Below are 21,683 nucleotides of genomic sequence, written 5' to 3' on the forward strand. Positions count from 1 at the left end.
GAGGGGGATTATGAAATGCTGAGAGGTTTGACCTTAAGCGGCCTGGGGGCAGTGGAAAGTGACGAGCGGTTCATCGAACTGGCCGGCAACGGCGGTTTTCAGGCGGTTGATCTGGATGCCAGAGGATTGATACAACGTCTGGGAGTAGACGGAGCCCGTGCGAAGCTACAGCAGCACGGCATCGTGATTGGTGCGATAGGTTTGCCCGTGGAATGGAGAGCTGATGAGGACCGGTTTCGGGCAGGGCTGACCGGCTTGACTGAAGCGGCGGCGGCTGCACGTTCGCTAGGCTGCACACGCTGCTGTACTTACATCCTGCCATCAACCGACGCCAAACCTGCCCACTTTTTAGCAGTCGCAACCCGTCGCCTGCGGATCTGCGCGCAAATACTGGGTGCCTATGGTATCAGGCTGGGACTGGAATTTGTCGGACCGCACCATCTGCGGACGGCCTGGAAATACCCCTTCATCTGGACGATGGAAGAGACGCTGGACTGGATAGACGCGATCGGGGAACCGAATGTCGGTCTGCTGCTGGATGCGTTTCATTGGCACACGAATGGCCAGTCTCCAGATGACATTGAGCGGCTGCAGGCGCAGCAAATCGTTCATGTGCACATTAATGACGCGCCGGATATACCTCTGGAGGCTGTGCGGGATAACGGGCGTCTGTACACCGGGGAAGGTGTCATCAACCTGGAAGGTTTTTTAAGAGGACTGCAGCATATTGGTTATGACGGAATTGTATCCCAGGAGGTTCTGACGGCAGACCAGCCGGAAGATAAGCCGGAGCAGCTGATTGTCCGCTCCAAAGCAGGGTTCGACCGCGTATTTACCGCTGCCGGAATTCCTGTGTAAGAAGATGAACCCGGTGAAGTAAGCAGCAGAACAAATAATGCCCCGTCATTTGGGTAACGCATAAGACCTTTCCGTAAAGGCTCCAGGCTTTTCGCGGAAAGGTCTTATTATGTCTTGAATACTCCTCCGGAATAGCTTCCAAATCTACCGGGGGTTCACTGATTCCCCGTGGACTTCCCGGTACTGCTTCGGAGTAAGGCTCGTGAACTTCTTGAATGCAGAGAAGAAATGACCTTTGGATATGAAGCCGCATTGATGTGCGATCTCCAGCACCGAGAGCGGGCTGGACACCAGTTTCTCTTTCACTCTCCCGATTCGTTCCTGGAGGATGTAATCAGACAATGACAGGTTCATAATCTCTTTGAATAACTGCCGGATATAGCTCACGGAGAAGGAGAAGTTGTCGGCTATCTGATCGATTGATAACTGCGCATCCTGCAAGTGATTGTCGACATATTCTTTGATTTCAAGGACGATCTCTTCCTTGCGGTTTGAAGATTTCGGCGTTTCATTCCCGGATGCGAGCGTCGTGATAATACCCTCCAGCCATGCCTGGAATTCGGGCAGTGTGCTGTACCGCTCCAGCAGCTGGTGAATGCTGCCAATCTCATGCAGGGTGCTTGATTTTTTGAAATTTTTTAGCAGATCATAAGTGAAATAGGTCAAGTTAAGCTTACAGTCACGATAAGGCAGCTCTTGGATATGTTTCATCTGCTGGCGCAGCAGAACGACGGCGGTCTCGGGGTGGCCGCGGCGGACCGCCTGAATGATATCGGCGGTCTCCAGTGCTTCGGAGGCAGAAGGGTACCCCGCCATAAACTCTTCGTAATTGCTCTCCAGGAAGATCCGCTTTTCTCCGTTAAGAAATCTGAGCATCGTCAGCTCGCAGATATGATCATAGATGTTCCGGAAATTTGCACCAAAGTCATAGGCATTGCTGACTGCGGCGGTTGTATCGACGTTCAGGATACGCACCAGCTGATTGTGCACCTCCTCAAGAAGACTGAGCAGCCGGGACTCGTCCGGTTCGTGGCCTCCAATGACCAGAATAAGATGGTCGCCGCCCATATCCAGGCCTTCGGCAGCATACGAACCGGCGCCGATGATTTCTTCGCTAATGTTGCGGATGGCGTACTTCATTAATTTTCTTGAAGGGAAATCGTAACGCCCGCAGAATCCGGTATAGGATTCGATCCGGAGGACGGCCAACAATAGAATTTTACATCCAGCCAGTTTGGTCCGGGACTGAATATATTCATAACTTTTGGTGCCCGGCGTCCCGTGCAGAATCCATTGGGCCAGAAATTCCGTCCGGACAAGCTCGGATTGATTTCTCATGGAAGTATGAAGCTGATCTACGTTATGAAGCAACATATCAATACTTTCGTTGATCCACTCAATGTCCGGCTTGGCAGCGGAAGCCTGGTTAGCAAAGGCTGCCTTCTTTTTTAATTTTTCGGACAAAAAGGTAATGGAACGCAAGGAGCGGCGTGAACTCCAGAAGAACAACACCGATACAATACACAAAAGAATTGCTGTATGCGCTATCAATTTATGCCGGTAAGAGGAGATATGGTTTGTCAAAGTACGATATTCCGTCGAGTAGTACACAGACCATTTTTCAGTAGTCAGCTTGGCTGTATGGACAAACCACTTCTGATGCGGGAGCTGAATCTGAAAATCGCTGCCCTGCTGCTGACCTGCTTGAAACAGCTGTTCGTTGAGGGCGGGATTGGACGCCCCTAACAGGACGGAACCCTGCTCGTCGAGTATCCGGATGTCCTGATCTGAAGCGATCGTGTGGCCGAACAGAAGCTTTGACAGCGTCGGCTTATCGATCAGGAGTACAAGATAGAAGTCGGACGGCTTCCCGGGTGTGGCGGGCAGAATAAGGGCCAGGCAGTCCGATCCATCCGGCGAATGACTGAAGAAACGTAAATATTGGGGGCGGAAGGATTGTACCCGCTTCAAGATGCTCTGGTCGGTGAAAGAATCAAACCGGACAATTCCGGTTTTGGAATCGACGACAAGGCCGTGCTTCAAATTAATCAGATAGGACCGCTGGATGAGCGGTTCGGTAGACATAAAGTTGGATTGGGCAACAAGCACCGAATGATCGATAAGCGGATCTTTGCTGGTATTGAAGAACCAGTTCTGAATATTCTGATCCGCGTACATGCTGAGCCCGTATGCTTTCAAATTATCAAGAACCATTTCGGCTTTTGAAGCCAGGTTGTTGACTTCATTCTGCGAATTGCTCCGTACCTCCAGCATGGCGTATTTCGAGAATTCAGCAGACAGAAAATAGACGAAGGGAATCATCGCACAGCAGAGAACAGTAGTCAGTAATAGAAACGTACGAAAATAGGTCTTCTGCATAAAAGGTTTGATCTTCATATAGTTCCGGCACCCCGCTGTTATGTATATACCTTGACCGTCTCGAATGGAAAAACCTGACCGGGACACGTTTTACTCAATCATATCCTGCCATATCCTGACTTCCCTGTGAAGTCCTCATTTTAACAAAGTATAAATTAGGATGACTCCAGATGCCGGATACCTATGCTGTAGGACCTCCAGTGACACAATGAGGACTATTCCCGCGATCCTCCTCCATCCATAATAAATACTGTCAGGGTATGGCCACATCGGACAGAATAGAGCGAATGGAGGGATAGTAACATTGAGCACGCTGAGGGACCTTGTAAAGAACAGGAGCTTGTATGCGATGGCGGTACCGGGAATCCTTTTTCTCGTGGTCTTCTCGTACATACCTCTGACCGGTCATCTGCTGGCCTTCAAGGACTTTAAGATCAGCCAGGGGATATGGGGCAGTGATTGGGTGGGGCTGGACAACTTTCGTTTCTTTTTCTCCAACCGGGATTGGATTCAGGTTACGGTCAATACAGTCTATTTAAATGCGCTGTTCATTATTTTCGAGATGGTCTTTGCGCTTCTTCTGTCGCTCTTCTTGAATGAGATTCGCTTGAAATGGTTCAAACGTACCATCCAATCCGTCGTTTTTCTTCCTTACTTCATTTCCTGGGTGGTCGTGGGGTATATGGCATTTATTCTTTTCAATAATACAGACGGTCTGCTGAACCGTGTTCTGGGTGTGAGCGGGCTTCATGCCGTCGACTGGTATCAGACTCCTTGGGTATGGCCGGTTATTCTGACCTTCACACGAATCTGGAAAAGCGCCGGATACTACTCTATTATTCTGCTTGCGGCCATTACCGGCTTCTCCGCCGATTATTATGAGAGCGCCCGCCTGGACGGAGCCACGAGGTTACAGCAAATGAGATTCATTACACTTCCTTTGCTGAAGCCGCAAGTCATCATTCTCTTACTTCTGGGAGTAGGGCGGATTTTCTACGGAGATTTCGGCATGATCTACGGAATTATCGGGGACAACGGGATTCTATTCCCGGCAACTGATGTCATTGATACGTATTCCTACCGGGCGTTAAGGCAGCTTGGCAATTTCAGCATGTCATCGGCCATTGTGTTCTATCAGTCTATTATGGGGCTTGTTGCTGTCATATCATTTAATGCACTGGTCCGGAAAGTGGATAAGGATTCCAGGTTATTCTGATTCCGGACTGAAAAGGGAGGTGTAACTACTATGAACCGACCGGTTGCTCTGACCCGGCCTGCACACGTCCGGGGGTCAAGAGCATTATCCGATAAAATGACAATGATGTTGTTCGGGCTGTTTTTGATTCTGTTTGCGCTGGCCTGTTTGTTTCCGTTCTGGCTGATGGTCGTCAATTCGTTCGCCAGTACCCGAAGTTTGGCACTCCACGGATATTCCATATGGCCGGATGATTTCACGCTGGATTCGTACCGTTTCCTCCTGCAAGGCAAGCAGATGTTTACCAGCTATGGCGTCACCATCGCGGTAACAGCCACCGGAACTGTGATCGGCCTCGCCGTTACCGCATTATTTGCTTATGTACTGGCCCATCCGAAGAACAGGTACGCCGGCTTTCTCTCGTTCATGACTTACGTGCCGATGATCTTCGGCTCAGGGCTCGTCGGCTTCTATCTTCTTGTCGTTCAGTGGCTGCATCTGAAAGATACATTGTGGGCGCTTGTGCTCCCCTATGTTATGAATCCGTTCTTTGCATTTATTCTGGTCTCGTTCTACCGCTCGCTGCCTTATGAACTGAGTGAATCGGCTACTATCGACGGCGCAGGAGAGTGGACGGTCTTCTTCAGAATTATCCGGCCGATTTCAACGCCGGTCATCGCGACCATCAGCTTGTTCTATGCCCTGCAATATTGGAACGATTGGTGGCTTTCGCTTCTGTTTATTGATAATAGCGAGTTGTACCCGCTTCAGCTGCTCCTCAGGCAGCTCATGTCGCAGATGCAGCTAACTTCGCTTAATCACGGCAATGTTCTGACCCTGCCGCCGGCGGAAGGGGTCAAGCTGGCAACGGTATGCCTTACGATCGGTCCGATTATATTCGTCTATCCGATGGTTCAGAAATATTTCGTCAAGGGTTTGACCCTCGGATCCGTGAAAGGTTGAGCGTTAGAAATCATTATACTTTGAAGGGAGTATTTCACATGGCCAAATCCATATCCAAGTTCCTGATGATGTCACTGCTCGGAGCAGCAGTTGCTGTATCCGGGTGCTCCGGCTCCGGCGGGAACGCCGCCGAATCTGAACATTCCGGAGGGGCAGGCACTTCATCCCTTGATCCGGTCACTCTGCAGGTTGTCATTCCGGGGGGGAAAGGTACTAACTTTGATGAGGTTCTGGCTGAAGTGAACAAGAGACTAAAAGCCGAGCTCAATACACAGGTTAAATTTACAGTCATTGATTTTGCCGATCTGAATCAAAAGACCAATGTGATGCTGTCCTCGGGAGAAAGTGTGGATCTGATGTTTGATGCCCCGTGGCTGCATCTGGATACGATGTCTTCCCAAGGGTATTACGAAGAATTAAGCGGACTTCTGGATCAATACGGACCTAATGTGAAAAAGACGAGACCGCAGCAAATGTGGGATGCGAACAAAATCAACGGCAGCATTTACGGCGTTCCTTTGGGAAGTGCCTATACCCAGGAGCGGGCAGTCTTCATCCGGAAAGATTTGAGGGAGCAGATGAAGTTGCCGCCCGTAAAGACGTATGAGGATTTGAAGGCGTACCTCTATGCGGTCCGTGACAGTAAGCCGGGAATTACACCGCTTCTCGCAGGTGCAGACGACGTCACCTACAGCTGGGTCAACTGGCTGATCCGGGACGATACCAGTGTCAATATCCGCCCGACGAATTTTGCAGGGGCAAGCCTGATTTTGTATTACAAGGGCAACGACGGGAAGGTCAATAATTTTTTTGAAACCAGGGAGCCGGTCATCTGGTCCAGTATCCAGGATGTCCGCAAGCTGTTCAAAGACCAGGTCATGTCGCAGGACGTCTTGACGAACAAAAGCAGCCCGGCAGAAATGCAGCTCCAGAATAAAATTGCGGCATCGCCCCAAATGGCCTTTGGCATTCCCAAGCCGTTCAACGACCAGTTGAAGCAGGTGGTGTCCGATGGTGAACTGGAAGCTGTCCGCTTGTTTGACCTGACCCCGGGGAAGAACCTGTCCAATTTCAAGATGGACAATTTCATCTGCATTGTGAAGGCGAGCAAACATAAAGAACGCGCGATGATGTTCCTGGATTGGGCGAACCGTCAGGAAAATTATGATCTGTTGGAGCACGGCATTGAAGGCGTGAACTGGAAGGCGGTTGGCGAACATCAGTATGAAACGCTGAATAATGATGCCGGCATCGTCTCGTTCCAGCTTATGCTGAATCCTGCTTTGGAAAGGGAATGGGTAGGCACTGACGAAGAAACCCGGGAGTACCGTCAATTTATTGCACAGGCCGATAATTTCACCAAGGACATCATGACCGGCTTTACTTTTGATCCGGCTCCGGTGAAGAACGAGGTGGCCCAGTTCGCGACCATCCAAGCCAAATATTATAGCGGATTATTTAATGGTGCACTTGATCCGGACGAATATTTTGCCAAGTTCAAAAAGGAAGGCGAAGCGGTGCTCAAGAAAATCCAGACCGAGATGCAGAGACAGGCCGACGCTTTCCTGGCCCAATAAAAGTTTTCATTCATCAGAATTACACCGGGAGGGGTTACTTTGGAGTTTAGTTTTACCGGAAATGCCAGGCTGATGGGAAGATTTGATCTGACGGACCCCAAAAAACCGGTATGTGCGTGGGTCAACAGCGCCGTTTTTGTTGCCTTCCGGGGCACGGGAATTTCTATGACGGCGGAGGATTCCGGCGGACAGGATTATGTGGAAATCGTATTGGATGGTGTCGCCCGGAATTGGATCAATCTGAAGGAGGGGGTTCACGAATACGTTATCGAACAAGGGTTGCCGGATGGAGAGCATACTTTAGAGATTCACAAACGTACGGGTATTCTGACGGGAAGTATTGTCTTTCACCATTTTGCTCTTCTTGACGGCGGGAGCTTCATGGCCCCGCCGGCGGCCAAATCTGTCCGGCTTGAGTATTTTGGGGATTCCATCACGGATGGAGCCGGGATCGGCCATCCGCATGTGCTTGCTGAAGCAACGCATCTCGACGACGGCTACATGTCCTATGCCGGGATCAGCGCCAGAATGTTGAATGCCGATTATCATACGATGGCCATTTGCGGGATTGGTGTCTGGCAGGATGCGATAGGGAACAAGCAGGGGTTGCCGGAGCATTTTTACGGAACGCTCGGCAAAGGAACGGAACCCTGGGAATTCTCCCGGTATATACCTGAGGGTGTGATTATTAATTTGGGCCAGAATGACTATTCAACGCCCATTGATGACGGGGAGTATATTGCAGCTTATATTACCTTCATTCAGAGCATCCTGGAACAATATACGGATCCCTATATCTTTTGCTGTGTGGGCACCATGAATAACAACTATCTTGCCAGTGTGGCAAAGGTGGTGTCTTATTTCAATCAGACGGGAAACGGGAAAGTATATGCCGTTGATCTGGGCTTAATTCATCCGGAAGTTGAGGGATGGGGCGGCCGGTACCATCCCGGATATCAGACGCATTATAGAATGGGCTCGGAACTTGCCTCTTTTATCAGCAGCAAGACCGGCTGGGAATTGCTTAAACGTCCGTCGGTGGCTACGGAATGTGTATTCTGATCGAGCAGGAGGGGGCGGCAAGCCCCCATGCTCTAATACCAATTAGGAATTTGCCTGGGAGCCCAGCTTATTGGAGAAGCTCTCGGTGCGAAATGTGAGCGTAGTCCTGAGACTGAGATAGGATGCTACCCAATCACTTTTACTGAAGAAGGTCAAAAAAATCATTTATTTTCGCACTTTGGTGAAACAAGCGTTGTTGGACATTGGCATAATGATATGCCAGGATTAACATCTAATAGTCAGATAATTGCATATAGCGAGGGGTGCCCTAGACAAATTATAAGGTATCAGAAGTTTGTGTACGGATTTCAATGCCATCTGGAATTTAATCATAAGTTGATTGAGTTAATGATTGAAAATTCAAAAGAAGAACTGATTCGCGGATTAAATAAACGTTTTGTTCAACAGACTGAAAATTTACGTAAAAATAATTACGAAAAAATGGAAGAACAATTAAATATCTTTTTGACTAAATTAGTTAGAGAATATAACGGCACGAATATTCATGGATTACCAAAAAAATTATGAATTGATTAATTACGTAAGTTCCTATATTAAGAAACATGATTATTAAAAAACAACTTCCTAGTAGTTGTTTTTTTGTGGCCAAAAGGAGGGCCTGTCGGCAATGGGACCATGTTCTTGTCCTAGAAGGAACTATGTTTCTTGTCTACCGATGTAGGAGGACAATAACATAGTCCCATTAGAGCCCGCGCCCCGCGCGGTTTTTCTGTTTTATGGAATCAAGTTCTTGTCCTTTGCTCAGGACAAGAACTTGATTCCATTGCCGAAAATGGACAAGAACATGGTACTATTGCCGATTTGATGATTATCTAAATATTCCGTTAGCTCTTAAAATCTTTAGTGTGATAATTATCCATATTCGTTCCTTTCCGTCCGTCCATAGAAGACCTTCTCAAATCATTCGGGGTTATCACTTACTTGTTTGTACAATTGTAAAGGTTGATAATGTTCATGCTCTCTAAAATGCTTTAATAGGCGTGGCAATATTAAAATATGGAGGGCTATATGGCTGTTATAGTCTGAATATGCAATTTTGTAGTGGTCGCACAGAGACGATACTCTACGACAACAAGAAAACCGTCGTTCATAGTCAAGACGAGTAAAGCAACACTGTATAGAAAACTGTTCGCACGTTTGCCAATCATTATGCTTTCCTTTTGTGTTCCCTAACGCACCTGCACAAAAGGAAACGTAGAGAGCGGCTTTGGTAATGTCTGAATATCTTTTGGCCACGCATTCGCATCTTTACCAGGATAGCCGATCGGCAAGCCTGCCATATATGGAGATGAAACTTGCGTTTTTGGAGACAAACATATAGATTAGAAATCATTCAGAGCGATCAGGATGGAGGGACGAAAGCATGCCTGAAGTTACGTTTTACCGGGATGAAGCGCTGCCATTTCTGGAGGGGAAGTACTGTACGGCGGACGATCTAGCCTACCATAGGCATTTTCACGAAGAATATTCGGTCGGGCTCATAGATGCAGGCCACACGAACGCCTGGTGCGACGGCGAACAGATTCAGGTGGCAGCGGGGAAAATGATCAGTTTTCCGCCGATGATGCTGCATGCCTGCCATCCGGAACCGGACGTGGAATGGCGGTATAAGATGTTGTTTATCCGCCCAGACTGGCTGCAAAAGCTTGGACCGGGGGAGCTTAATCGGCTGCACATCCCGTTCTTGCTGGGCGGAGGCAAGAATGAAGCGTGCCGCGAACGATTAAATCACACGATGGGCGCGCTCGCAGGCGGCGGTTCTCCGCTTGAAACCGAGACGGCTCTCATTGAACTCGTGCAAGCATTGGTTGATCCTAACGAAAATGACCTGGGGCACGCAGGCTCACCAGGTGTTCAGGAGCAAAAATACGTGAAGCTGATCAAAGACTACTTACAGGCGAATTTTACCGAGCAGGTAACGCTTGAGCAATTGGAGCAGGAAGCCGGAATCAGCCGCTTTCATCTGATCCGACTTTTCAAGAAAGGGAGCCATCTGCCCCCTCATGCCTATCAAAACCTGCTGCGCATCAATCATGCCAAAATCCAGCTGGCGAAGCAGCGTCCGATCGTTGATATCGCTGCGGAGGCAGGTTATTATGACCAAAGCCATTTTACAAAGGCTTTCTCGAAAATTGTAGGAGTAACGCCTAGGCAATATGCGATCTCGATATAGAAGAGCAATTTTTTACAAGATTGCGCCCTTCTGCGCAAGTACACTTGAAGTACTTGTAGAAGGGGGAAATGTAATATGCACGATAACAAAGATTGGGAACAGCAAGCGGCAGACGCATTAAAGTCGGTCGCCAGACGAATGGATATCAAGGCTTATGTGGAGCAATCACCATTGCTATACGGGCTACTGAAAAAGGCCGCTTTACAGTATGTAACAGGCGAATCCCGTATAGACGGGCTCGAAGCGGGTCAGAGGCTTACTGCCAAAGGCTATGCCATTTCGCTAGAGTACATTGGCGAGAATACGGTAAATGCCGAGGAATGCGAGGCGGCCGTTGAGGAAATAACAGCGCTAATCGATGATCTCGGTCAACAGGGGGCATCCGCCCGCGTATCCTTCGATTTGTCGCATATCGGACTGATGCTGGATACCGAGCTTGCTTATACGAACTTAGCCAAATTAGCGGCACGAGCGCTGGAAACAGAATTGGAGCTGTTCATCAGCATGGCAGAGTCCGCTAAAACAGAGCGGATCCTCGAGGTATACAAGCGGGCCGCGTCCAGGTATCCTAATATCGGCATTACGCTGCAGGCGCATTTACATCGGACGCCGGATGATTTGGCCGCGCTATCAGCTTCGCCAGGTCGGATACGAATCGTTAAAGGCGCCTATCAGGAGTCGGGTGAGGTCGCGATATCCCGATCCGAATTGCTGAATGAGCGATATTTGCAGCTAGTGGGAAAGGCTCTCGGAGATGGACACCGGGTTTCAGTTGCTACGCATGATGAGCACATCATTGAGGAAGCGATACAGCGAGGTCTATTGACGATGCGTGGCGCAAAGCTGGAGATGCTGTACGGCATCCGGCCGGAGCTTGGCAGCAGTCTGAAATCAGCCGGTTATCCGGTTCAGATTTATTTAACCTACGGCCATGAGTGGTACTTGTACTTATGCCACCGGATCGCTGAATATCCGCCGAATCTATACCGGGCAGTTGCGAATATGGCCGATCCGCAGCGCGTTGATCCTGTGGAGGCATATGATTGAAGGATCGCATGATGTGCTGCTGAAGTAGGGCGGCTTCTACAGTGAACTGTATTACAGTCAACTCTGAAAGAAAGCTCAATAGTAACAGCAGAGCAAGTACCTGAGCCTTGGAAGCGTTCAGGTATCTGCTCTTTTTGCGGCATTACGCGGGGTATCCACGCAACGAGGGAGTAAGGAATTATCTGTCAATAGAGTCTCTCTGAATGACTATTTTTCCTCGCTTGTTCTGCGTGTCGTAATATTCATGAGCATCAGCTACACCTTGGCGAGTAAACGGGAATACGTCCTCCACATATACATGAAGCTTATTCGCCTGAATCCAATCGATAAATGCTTCCCAGTCGCTAGCACCCGGAGTGATTAATGCAAATTGAGCATCAATACCACTAATGGAGGGCTGCTCCGCAATCGCCGGATTTACCAGGGAGATAAACGTCCCATTATCCTTTAATATTCTGTAATTCTTCAGTTCTGTTGCTCCGATTCCTGTAACTCTATCGATAACCGGGTCACGAACCATATCCAGCACGACATCAACAGGACTCATAGTCTCCGCAAAGTCGGTTGTTGTATAATCAATCACTTCGTCGGCACCGAGCTGAAGAACAAAGTTCCTCGCTTCCGCAATGGCTGACATGATTGAATGATGGATTAGCTCATCGGAGTCTTACTCGGCTGAAGAATTGGTTGATGAGTTGTGGATTCTGTTGGAACGTAATCAAATGATACCTGTACCTCCAGTTAAGGGAAGAGAGGCTTGGGTTTATTGATTGTGTTGTATTTTGCTAATCAATGGTTATCGTCAAATAAAAGAAAGAGCAGTAAAGAAGGGCGCTTAGTATTATCCCTTTTAGTAGACATTTTTAGATGTAAAAACTTTGGCCTCTATTCATGAATTTAATCGAATAAAAGGGTCTATATTGGACTACCGTGAGAATAGTGTCTTAGTATACGACTGGAATGAGAATAGGATCTCAAAGCATTTATTGAAATAAGCTTTTAACAAATTGGACATGATTTCCAAGCCGCTTTCAGAAGATTTATCTGTTAGCGGCTTTTGGTGAACTATGAGAGTTATGGGGCGGCGAAGACTGTCGGGTGCCAAGAGGAAACAAAGTTCTAGACTGAGAAAATAAAGTATTAGACTTACTATGCCTCATTAAGCTAACGGGCAGGATAGTTTCAACTAAGACACTTGCTTACGGACTCAGTAGACCTTATTTGCTGATTATTCAGTGTTTTGGCAAAGTTACGGACTCAGATGCACTTATTCAGACGGAGAATCCTTAATTTGTATGTTTTCGGGACGAATAACGGCTCTGGAGTCCGTAAGGCATACCAAAGCCCATGAATTTCAGAAATAACGTCCATTGGGTCCGTAAAGACCTCTTTATCGCGTTCTATAGTTATTCGCTGCGAGTGTGTCACAGGTGAGTATTCGTTCCAATGTGTATTATATAATAGAGAGCGATCTGACAATAAATAGGTGACCTCGCCACGGCAGTCCCAACTTGGCATTCTTTCCATTCATATGTTTTAACAGATTGCCCAATGTAATGTACTGCAATCTGACTAGGATGAAGATGTGATTCAACTAACGGGAAACGTTTGTTCAACGACAATAGCGGTAGTTTAAGACTTTATTTATTAAGTCTTAGACTACCGCTGCTTTTATTAATGGATTAGTCTAAAATTTTTTTAGAAGTTAACGATTCTGCAATTCAAAAACCGTGTTAGATCAATAACTTCAGTCTAATACTTTATTTTCACTGAACAGCAGCTGCCGCGCACCTGGTTGCTTCCGAATGAAGTCGGACGGAAACGACCGACGGAACAGGCATGAATACAGAGTTAGCGATCATTGTTCTCTAAATATAGCCAGGTTCGCCATAAGTCAAAAAGGAGGAACGCAGTGGGTGGCCGCTGTAACGGAGAGGGCAGTGGGAGAAGGTTGGCAAACCATCACTTTTCTTCATGCCTGATCTATAATAAGGTTCAGTAGCAATGTCGGTAATGCGTTACGGCCGGAGCTTCTATAATCCCGAGAATATCTGGTATGGCTATGTGCACAAGATTTGGATCAACAGTCCCAGAAAGCATACTTTGACTTTTTTGAATACAAAGTATTATAAAGTTAGCTAGAGTTTGCACTAACCAATTCAGATAACATGATTATTAAAAACAACTCCTAAGGAGTTGTTTTTTTGTGGCCAGAAGGGGGCTTTGTCGGTAATGAGATCATGTTCTTGTCCACAGACAGATACCGACAACAAGAATAGTTAAGAGGGCATTAAATTAACATATAGACATATGTACAAAATACGGGTTTTGTGAATAAGTATTATGATAACTTTATAGTTGACTACAAAAATAACTACCGCTGATTATTATCACGCGGTAGTTTCATTAATGGGCTATTCTATTATCTTTTAGCGATACAAATGCTCTCCATTTAGTTATTTTGAATTTGTAACCTTGTCTAATTTAAACTGAAATAATTGGTAACCACTCTTTAATAAATATAGATATCCATCTCCAGCATAATAATATTTCATTTGTTTGTCATCATCATCATATGGAATATGATACATAATGTTAAGAGTAATTGGATCAAGAATGTCCATCCAATTTTCAGAGTGAACCCTAATCTTATTATCTGTAGTTTCTAAGACCACATTCATAGGATCACCTAATTGAATTGGCTTTTTTACAATGAGTCCTTTTGCTCCGAAAACACTTAACTCGTTATTCTCATATACTGCATAATTCTCGCCGATGGATTGAACCGAAGCGTCTCCAGCTATATTTTTTCCCCACAACGTCTTGCCTTTTGAATCTATTGCGATTAACCGGTTTCCTGTTTTTGGTAGGTTCATACGCAGAAGTATATCACTTTTATTTATACGCCAGGACATTTCGTCAACGTATAATACAGCCCCTGCAGGAGGCGTATAAGTAAACAATCGATTTAATGTTGGGCCAAATACTTCAAGTTTGGATTTTCCAAATGGCATAGTTTGCGTGACAAGATATTGTCCGTCTATAACCGAGTACATTCGTGTTAGTGATTTCTCCCCCATCTTTTTTCCGTTTTGACTGTATGTATAAGCCCATGGTGTGCGGTTGCCTTTGGAATCTACTTTGTCGGGGTTTATTAATAACACTGTACCATTGTTCATTGCGTATAGATCCTGGGCATCCGGAACGTTTATCACCCAATTCTGCTTCCCCGAGGAGTTAACAGAATATAATCTTGACCCACCCCCGTCTTTCACCAATGCATAGACAGAACCGCTTTGACTGTAAGCGAAGTCAGAAGTCGTCCATGGATAAGGTAGCCCTTTTTTATAAAACTCAAATGACCATTTTTTCTTACCTGTAGTCTTGTCAACCGCTGAAACCACACTAACCATCCAGCTTTTTGTCTCTGAATTAACCCAGGTATTGCTATGAATATAAACTGTATTGGTATTAGGCACATGGTATGGTGCTTGCAGGAACATATCCAGTTCAGATTTGTTTGAAATGTTCCATAATGGTTTACTGTCATTACTTGGTGAGATGCTGGTAGCAGCTGATACTCCATTAAATAAATAGAATACTGCAAAAATAGTGATTAAAAAGGTGCTGGTTATTCTCTGTTTACGCAATTGCTTTTCCCCCAATTAATTTGATAAAGTTAACTTTATCATTATTATCCAACTTTTCTCTTGTTTCAACCTTTTATTTTAAATGCACTATCCAGCTTAACCACCCTCTCCACGAACACATGTTTGCCAGACTGGAAACATGATCGGTCAGATGCACAATGGAGAAGTCTCGTTTAAGGCCCAGGCCCTGTACGGGAATTTCTATGAGCTGACCGGTTTCGATCTCCTTACGGTCCGCCCACTTAGAGGGGGATAGCAACTCCCAGTCCGGCTGCGACTCCGACAATCTCCGTTGAATTTGCAAACGTCATCCCTATGTCCACATCGGGATTGTTCTTAAACATATCCTCTAGGTTACATCTAAGATCATCCCTTAAATCTTTAATATTCAAAACATAATGAGTTATACTAAGCCTAATAACCAAATTGAATATCGGAGGATCAACGAATATGAGAAAACTTGTGCTGTTCCTGCACGCTTCGCTTGACGGTTTTGTAGAAGGCCCGAACGGCCCAATGGATATTAGCTGGGTTGCCTATGATGCTGATCTGGAGAGCCACGCGAGGGAAATTCTGAGTACTGCGGACACGGTCATTTGGGGTCGTGGTACATATCAAATGATGCATAGTTATTGGCCCTCCGTCACAGCAGATCCCTCCGCTTCGCAGCACGAACGGGATCATGCGGAATGGATTGAGAGGACAGCCAAAGTGGTCTTTTCCACAACCCTGGAGAACGTTGAATGGAATAATTCCAGACTGGTCAAAGAGGACGTCGAGGAAGAGATCCAGCGTCTCAAAGAGCAGCCAGGCGAGGATATCGTCATTCTCGGCAGTCCCCGGTTCGCACACACTCTTATGCAGCTTGGCTTAATCGATGAGTATAAAATAACGGTCTCCCCCGTCCTGATCGGCAGCGGCTTACCGTTATTCCAAGGTATCCAGGAGAAGACTAATCTGAAGCTTATTGAGAACAAGACATTTGATTCTGGAGCCTTAGGCCTCGTATACCAGACTGTTAGATAACCTCGTCACTATTCCGGTTCAGGCAAATGCACTATCCAGCTTCACCAATCTCTCCACGAACACCTCGTTCCCTCTACTGGGAACATGACCGGTCAGCCGCACAATCGAGAAGTCTCTTTCAAGGCTCAGGCCTTGCACAGGAATTTCTATGAGCTTACCGGTCTCGATCTCCCTGCGGACCACCCACTTCGAGAGAATAGAAATCCCCAGTCCGTTAGCGACAGCCTCCTTCACTCCCTGACTGCTGTTGATCTCATACGAGCGCTTCATTCTTAGACCAGCCTGTGCCAAAAAATGATTGCTGAACGAACGCGTCCCCGAACCGCTCTCACGCAGCACCCATATCTGATCCTGGAGTACGCCCACCTCCACCGCGCCCGTTCGTGAGAGCGGGTGATTCTCAGCAGCGACGATAATCAGTTCGTCTTTCATAAAATGAACAACTTCCAGATCCGCCGCCTCGATGCTTCCTTCGATCAGCCCCACTTCAATCTTATTCTCCCGCAAGGCAGATACAATCTCCGTCGAATTCGCAATTGTCATCCCCATGTCCACATCGGGATATTGCTTGGCGAAGGATGAGAACAACCGGGGCAACACATATTCGCCAATCGTAAAGCTTGCCCCGATATGTAAGCTTCCGCTCACGGTATCATTCAGCCGGGCCAGATCCAGCTTCACCGACTCGTAGAGATTCAACATTTCCTTCGCCCGTCTATAGAACAGCTCCCCTGCTTCCGTCAGCTTCACCCATTTGGGCGAACGGTTCATGAGCTTTACGCCGAGTTCCTTCTCCAGATTACGGATCTGCAGACTAACTCCAGGCTGTGACAGATGCAGAAGCTCTGCCGCCCTGGAAAAGTTCCGCTGCTCCACAACCGTTACATAGACCACCAAGGATTCAAGCATGATCGTTCGCGCGCCCCTTTAAGATAACATTTTATTATGATATACATTTAAAATCTATATTTCCCTAATCAATCATAACTGAATATAGTGTTTAAAGGAACTAAATTCAACCTATTGGACGTGACTTCGATGAATCTACACTTAGCTGTGCACATGGAAGAAAAGAAGAAGCTGGGATTTGCGCTCGGTATCGCCTTGCCTCTAATGCTGGCCCTGTTCGCCAAATACGTATCCGCCTTCCCCTTCCTGTGCATTATGGGGCAATTAGTCATAGCTATCCTGCTCGGAATGATCTGGAGAGCCACGCTAGGCGTTCCAGGTTATGTAACACATGGCATCTCCTTTACCTCCAAAAAGCTCCTGCGGTATGGCATCATCCTGCTGGGCATGAGACTTAGCCTGAAGGATATCCTTCAGGCTGGTCCCAAGGTGGTGCTAATCGCCTTGGTGTGTATCGGGTTCACGATCTGTACGGTGCTTGGTCTGGCGAGATGGTTCAAGGTAGAATCCAGACTGGGGCTGCTGACGGCCTGCGGCACGGCGATCTGCGGAGCAGCAGCGGTAGTAGCCATCGCCCCGCAGCTCAAAGCAAGTGACGAGGAGACGGCGATCAGCGCGGCAACCGTTGCGATCTTGGGCACCATTTTCACACTGGCGTATACCTTACTCTACCCTTTCCTTAACCTGACCCAACTGGGCTACGGTATCTTCTCAGGGGCTACACTCCATGAAATCGCTCATGTCATTGCAGCAACCGGGCCAGCCGGCAAGCTGGCGGTTGATCTGGCTGTCATCGTCAAATTAACCCGTGTCACCATGCTGGTGCCGATCGCTGTAATCATCGGAATCTGGGCCAACCGCAAGGAGCGGCAGGAGAACCCGGAGTCCGGACCATCCAATTGGAAGTCTGTACCGGTTCCGTGGTTCATCCTGGGGTTCCTGCTAATGAGCACTGTCAATACTTTGAAGATCATTCCTGAAGCAATCACGGATAAGCTTATACTGGCTGCTTATTTCCTCATTGCTATGGCGATGGCCGGACTCGGCCTGAATGTAGATATCGCTGCTTTTAGACGCATGGGACTCAAGGCCTTCGCAGCTGGCTTGATCGGATCGGTTCTGCTATCCGGGTTAGGCTTCCTGCTGGTGAAGGTTTTGAACTTGGGTTAAGGTACTCAGTCCCACTCAAAAGCTCCCGTATATAACTGATAATATATCCCCTTCTCTGAGATCAACTGCTGATGATCCCCGCGCTCCCTGATCCGTCCCTTGTCCATCACCATGATGGCATCGGAATTCCTTACCGTGGACAGGCGGTGGGCAATGACGAACACGGTTCTGTGATCCATTAGATTATCCATCCCCTTCTGTACCAGGGCTTCCGTCCGCGTATCGATAGATGAGGTCGCTTCATCGAGAATCATCACCGGCGGATTGGCAATGGCTGACCTGGCAATCGCCAGCAGCTGGCTTTGGCCCTGTGACAGTCCATTTCCGTTCCCGTCCAGCTGAGTCCGGTATCCGTCCGGCAAGCGTTCGATGAAGCTCGCGGCATAAGACAGCTTGGCGGCCTGCATAACCTCCTCGTCACTGGCCTCCAGCCGTCCGTAACGGATATTATCGGCCACCGTGCCGGAGAACAGGTGCGTGTCTTGCAGAACGATACCAAGGGACCGGCGCAGGTCCGCTTTACGGATACGCTGTATATTGATGCCGTCATAGATGATCTCACCTTGCGTGATATCGTAGAAACGGTTCAGCAGGTTGGCCACGGTCGTTTTTCCGGCACCTGTAGCGCCTACAAAAGCAAGCTTTTGCCCAGGCTCCGCATATAAAGTAATCTCCTGCAGCACCTGCTTCTTCCCGTCATACGTGAAGCCTACCTCCTTGAACTCCACCTTCCCGGCTAGCGGCACTGTGGAACCATCCTCCAGCCGCCATGCCCATCCGGTGCCTTGCGGGTCTTGCTCCAGGGTAACGCGGCCCTGATCTTCTTCCGGCTGTTCGTCCATCAGGTTGAAGATCCGCTGTGCGCCTGCAAGCGCCACTACAAACATATTGATCTGGGAGGAGATTTCAGCAATCGGCATCGTGAAGTTACGGGACAGGCTCAGGAACGCCGCAATACTTCCCAGCGTCAAGCCTTCATTCCAGCCGGAGATCGACATGGCCCCACCCGCTATTGCCACCAGTACATAGATTAGGGTAGCCAGATTGGCGTTCACCGGCATCAGAATATTCGAATATTTGTTGGCTGTCGTGGAATTCTCGAATAGTTCATGATTCAGCTGTGCGAACTGTTCGATGGAGTGTTGCTCACGGCCGAACACCTGCACGACCTTTTGCCCGTGAATCATTTCTTCAATATATCCGTCCAGTGCGCCGATAGATTCCTGCTGCCGGAAAAAGTGGTGTGTCGCCTTCCCTCCAACCTTCTTGGTAATCCATAGCATCACCAGTGCGCCTAATACCACTACAATCGTCAGCGGGACATCCAGATACAGCATCGTGCCCAGCACCACTAAGACCGTCACCACCGTGGACAGCAATTGCGGCAATCCGTCTGTGAGCATCATATTGAGTGTATCTACGTCATTCGTGTAGTGACTCATAATGTCTCCGTGATCCTTGCGGTCGAAGTACTTAACCGGCAGCTTCTGCATATGAGCGAACAGATGGTCACGGATTCTTTTCATAATCAGCTGTGAGACTGTAATCATCAGCCGCTTGGAGATGAATGTGCTGAGGACACCGGCGGCGTAAATGACAGCAAGAATGGCCAGTGCCTGGAACAAGGCGTCAAATACCGGATGCTGATCGCCCAGCAGCGGCGTGATGAAGTCATCGATGAGCAATCCCAGGAACATAGCGGAAGCTACAGATACCGCAGAACTTACCAGCACCAGCAGAAGGGCCAGTGAGGTTCTGAACTTGAAGAGCTTAAAGTAGGCCAGGAGCCGCTTAATCGTTCTGCCATAATTAATGTTGTTCATGATGTACTTCCCCTCCCTTCGTCTGTGTGTTGTAAGCTTCCTGATAAATCGTACTCCGGCTCAAAAGGTCCTGATGGGTCCCGATATCCGCCAGCTCTCCGTCATCCAGCACAATAATCTGATCTGCGTCTTCCACAGACGCGATCCGCTGGGCAATAATGATCTTGGTCGTATCCGGAATACTCTCCTTGAATACGGTCCGGATTAGAGCATCTGTACGTGTATCCACTGCGCTGGTCGAATCATCCAGAATCAGGATTTTGGGCTTCTTCAGTAAAGCTCTGGCGATACATAACCGCTGCTTCTGCCCGCCGGATACATTCGTCCCCCCTTGATCCAGCCGGGTATCATATCCGTCAGGGAAGGCTGTGATGAACTCATGGGCCTGTGCGGCCTTGCAGGCTTCGATCAGCTCTTCATCGGTAGCCGCTTCATTCCCCCAGCGCAGATTGTCCTTGATGGAGCCGCCGAACAGTACATTTTTCTGCAGCACCATTGCGACCTGACTCCGCAGCACATGCAGATCATAGTCCTTCACATTCGTTCCGCTAACGAGCACCTCGCCTTCGGTAACATCATAGAGCCGCGGAATGAGCTGCACCAATGTGGACTTGGCACTGCCCGACCCGCCGATAATACCAATTGTCTGCCCTGAGCGAATATGGAGGTTAATCCCCGATAATGCATCCTTCTTGGCCTTACTGGAGTAACGGAAAGACACGTTGCGGAACTCCACCTCGCCTGTATGCAGTTCAGTGACCGGGGAACCGGGACTTGTGATGTCCGGCTGTTCATCCAGCAGGTCATGTATACGTCCGGCAGACGCGCGGGCAATAGCGACCATTACTACAACGATCCCCAGCGTCATCAGGCTCATCAGAATTTGCATCGAGTAAGCGAACACACTGGTTAGTTCTCCGGTTGTCATATTGCCGCCCACCACCAGCTTGGCTCCTACCCAGGAGATGATCAGCATCACCCCATACAGAATCACCTGCATAAGCGGCAGCTCATAGGCGAGGATGCGTTCCGCTTTGGCCATCTGCGCAAAGATCCTCAGCGACACTTGCTGAAACTTGGAAATCTCATGCTCCTCCCGTACATAGGATTTGACCACCCGGATACCGCGGACATTCTCCTGCACGACCTTGTTCAGCGCATCATAGCTGTCGAAGGCACGCTCAAAGACCGGGAAGGCAAACTTCAAGATGAGCATCATCCCTGCCGCAAGCACCGGAACAACGACGACAAACCAGGCAGCGATAGCGGGACTGATCCGGTAGGTCATGATCGTGGCAAATATAATCATCACCGGGCTGCGGAATGCGATCCGAATAATCATCAGAAATGCATTCTGCACATGCGTGATATCCGTAGTCAGCCGGGTGACGATCCCTGAGGTCGAGAATTTGTCCATATTCGAAAAAGACAGCCGCTGCACATGCCGGAACAGGTCTTCCCGCAGATTTCGCCCGAAGCCGGACATCGCGGTGGCCGAATGTTTACCGGCAAGTGCACCGAATACCAGGGAGACCAGAGCGAACAGGATCAGAATCAGACCATACTTCACGATCTGGTTCATCTGTCCCCCGGTAATGCCTTCGTCAATTAACTCAGCCATGAGCAAGGGAATCAGCACCTCCATGGCAACCTCTCCAAGCAAGAATATAGGAGTCAACCATGTATCCTTCTTATACTCCCGCACACTTTGCAGTAACTTCCTGATCATAAGCATTCTCCTTCTTTGTTGTGAACAAGTTGATTAACCTTAAGAACAGAGGTTATTATAAACTGTATAGTAACTATACAGTCAACCTGTCATTTAGAAGG

16 protein-coding genes are annotated in these 21,683 nt (G+C 48.2%); 10 read left to right on the forward strand and 6 right to left on the reverse strand.

From position 1 onward, the window contains the following. Positions 1-15 precede the first annotated feature (15 nt). Positions 16-858, forward strand: coding sequence for a sugar phosphate isomerase/epimerase family protein (locus MHH28_RS06920; protein ID WP_405113336.1), 843 nt, complete (start codon positions 16-18; stop codon positions 856-858). 144 nt (positions 859-1,002) lie between these two features. Here the strand turns inward: MHH28_RS06920 and MHH28_RS06925 are convergent, their stop codons facing one another. Then, positions 1,003-3,255, reverse strand: coding sequence for a helix-turn-helix domain-containing protein (locus MHH28_RS06925; protein WP_405113338.1), 2,253 nt, complete (start codon positions 3,253-3,255; stop codon positions 1,003-1,005). A 331-nt stretch (positions 3,256-3,586) separates the two neighbouring features. On the opposite strand from MHH28_RS06925, the gene MHH28_RS06930 reads away from it, so the two are divergent. From MHH28_RS06930 to MHH28_RS06960, 7 genes are all read left to right on the forward strand, one after another. Continuing rightward, on the forward strand, positions 3,587-4,453 hold the full coding sequence (locus MHH28_RS06930) for an ABC transporter permease (protein ID WP_405113340.1): 867 nt from the start codon (positions 3,587-3,589) through the stop codon (positions 4,451-4,453). Positions 4,454-4,483: 30 nt separating this feature from the next. Beyond that, positions 4,484-5,395, forward strand: a complete 912-nt coding sequence (locus MHH28_RS06935; RefSeq protein WP_405113342.1) for a carbohydrate ABC transporter permease — start codon at positions 4,484-4,486, stop codon at positions 5,393-5,395. A 38-nt stretch (positions 5,396-5,433) separates the two neighbouring features. After that, entirely contained in the window at positions 5,434-6,972 is a 1,539-nt protein-coding gene (locus MHH28_RS06940; protein ID WP_405113344.1) for an extracellular solute-binding protein, read from the forward strand. Between the two features lie 39 nt (positions 6,973-7,011). Next, the gene (locus MHH28_RS06945; protein ID WP_405113346.1) at positions 7,012-8,034 is read left to right on the forward strand and encodes an SGNH/GDSL hydrolase family protein; all 1,023 of its coding nucleotides are present in this window, start codon (positions 7,012-7,014) and stop codon (positions 8,032-8,034) included. 54 nt (positions 8,035-8,088) lie between these two features. Beyond that, positions 8,089-8,562, forward strand: a complete 474-nt coding sequence (locus MHH28_RS06950; RefSeq protein ID WP_405116897.1) for a glutamine amidotransferase-related protein — start codon at positions 8,089-8,091, stop codon at positions 8,560-8,562. Between the two features lie 856 nt (positions 8,563-9,418). Next, positions 9,419-10,228: an AraC family transcriptional regulator gene (locus tag MHH28_RS06955; RefSeq protein ID WP_405113348.1), complete on the forward strand. Its 810-nt coding sequence runs from the start codon at positions 9,419-9,421 to the stop codon at positions 10,226-10,228. 75 nt (positions 10,229-10,303) lie between these two features. Further along, complete coding sequence (locus tag MHH28_RS06960; protein WP_405113350.1) at positions 10,304-11,275, forward strand: proline dehydrogenase family protein; 972 nt, start codon at positions 10,304-10,306, stop codon at positions 11,273-11,275. Positions 11,276-11,453: 178 nt separating this feature from the next. Here the strand turns inward: MHH28_RS06960 and MHH28_RS06965 are convergent, their stop codons facing one another. Together MHH28_RS06965 and MHH28_RS06970 are read right to left on the reverse strand one after the other, a co-directional pair. Further along, the gene (locus tag MHH28_RS06965; protein ID WP_405113352.1) at positions 11,454-11,912 is read right to left on the reverse strand and encodes a zinc-binding dehydrogenase; all 459 of its coding nucleotides are present in this window, start codon (positions 11,910-11,912) and stop codon (positions 11,454-11,456) included. A gap of 1,819 nt (positions 11,913-13,731) precedes the next feature. Beyond that, a complete protein-coding gene (locus MHH28_RS06970; RefSeq protein ID WP_405113354.1) occupies positions 13,732-14,925 on the reverse strand; it encodes a hypothetical protein in 1,194 nt (397 codons plus the stop codon). Between the two features lie 450 nt (positions 14,926-15,375). On the opposite strand from MHH28_RS06970, the gene MHH28_RS06975 reads away from it, so the two are divergent. Then, entirely contained in the window at positions 15,376-15,951 is a 576-nt protein-coding gene (locus tag MHH28_RS06975; protein WP_405113356.1) for a dihydrofolate reductase family protein, read from the forward strand. 18 nt (positions 15,952-15,969) lie between these two features. On the opposite strand, the gene MHH28_RS06980 is transcribed toward MHH28_RS06975, so the two are convergent. Then, positions 15,970-16,863 carry a LysR substrate-binding domain-containing protein gene (locus tag MHH28_RS06980; protein ID WP_405116899.1) on the reverse strand — a complete coding sequence of 298 codons (894 nt, stop codon included), beginning with the start codon at positions 16,861-16,863 and terminating at the stop codon, positions 15,970-15,972. A gap of 126 nt (positions 16,864-16,989) precedes the next feature. On the opposite strand from MHH28_RS06980, the gene MHH28_RS06985 reads away from it, so the two are divergent. Beyond that, positions 16,990-18,030 carry a YeiH family protein gene (locus tag MHH28_RS06985; RefSeq protein ID WP_405113358.1) on the forward strand — a complete coding sequence of 347 codons (1,041 nt, stop codon included), beginning with the start codon at positions 16,990-16,992 and terminating at the stop codon, positions 18,028-18,030. 5 nt (positions 18,031-18,035) lie between these two features. Here the strand turns inward: MHH28_RS06985 and MHH28_RS06990 are convergent, their stop codons facing one another. Beyond that, entirely contained in the window at positions 18,036-19,853 is a 1,818-nt protein-coding gene (locus MHH28_RS06990) for an ABC transporter ATP-binding protein (protein ID WP_405113360.1), read from the reverse strand. Further along, complete coding sequence (locus MHH28_RS06995) at positions 19,840-21,582, reverse strand: ABC transporter ATP-binding protein (RefSeq protein ID WP_405113362.1); 1,743 nt, start codon at positions 21,580-21,582, stop codon at positions 19,840-19,842. Before MHH28_RS06995 ends, MHH28_RS06990 begins: the two co-directional genes overlap by 14 nt. Between the last annotated feature and the right edge of the window lie 101 nt (positions 21,583-21,683).

The organism is Paenibacillus sp. FSL K6-1217, assembly GCF_045040735.1.
In the GTDB taxonomy this organism is placed as follows: domain Bacteria; phylum Bacillota; class Bacilli; order Paenibacillales; family Paenibacillaceae; genus Paenibacillus_AQ.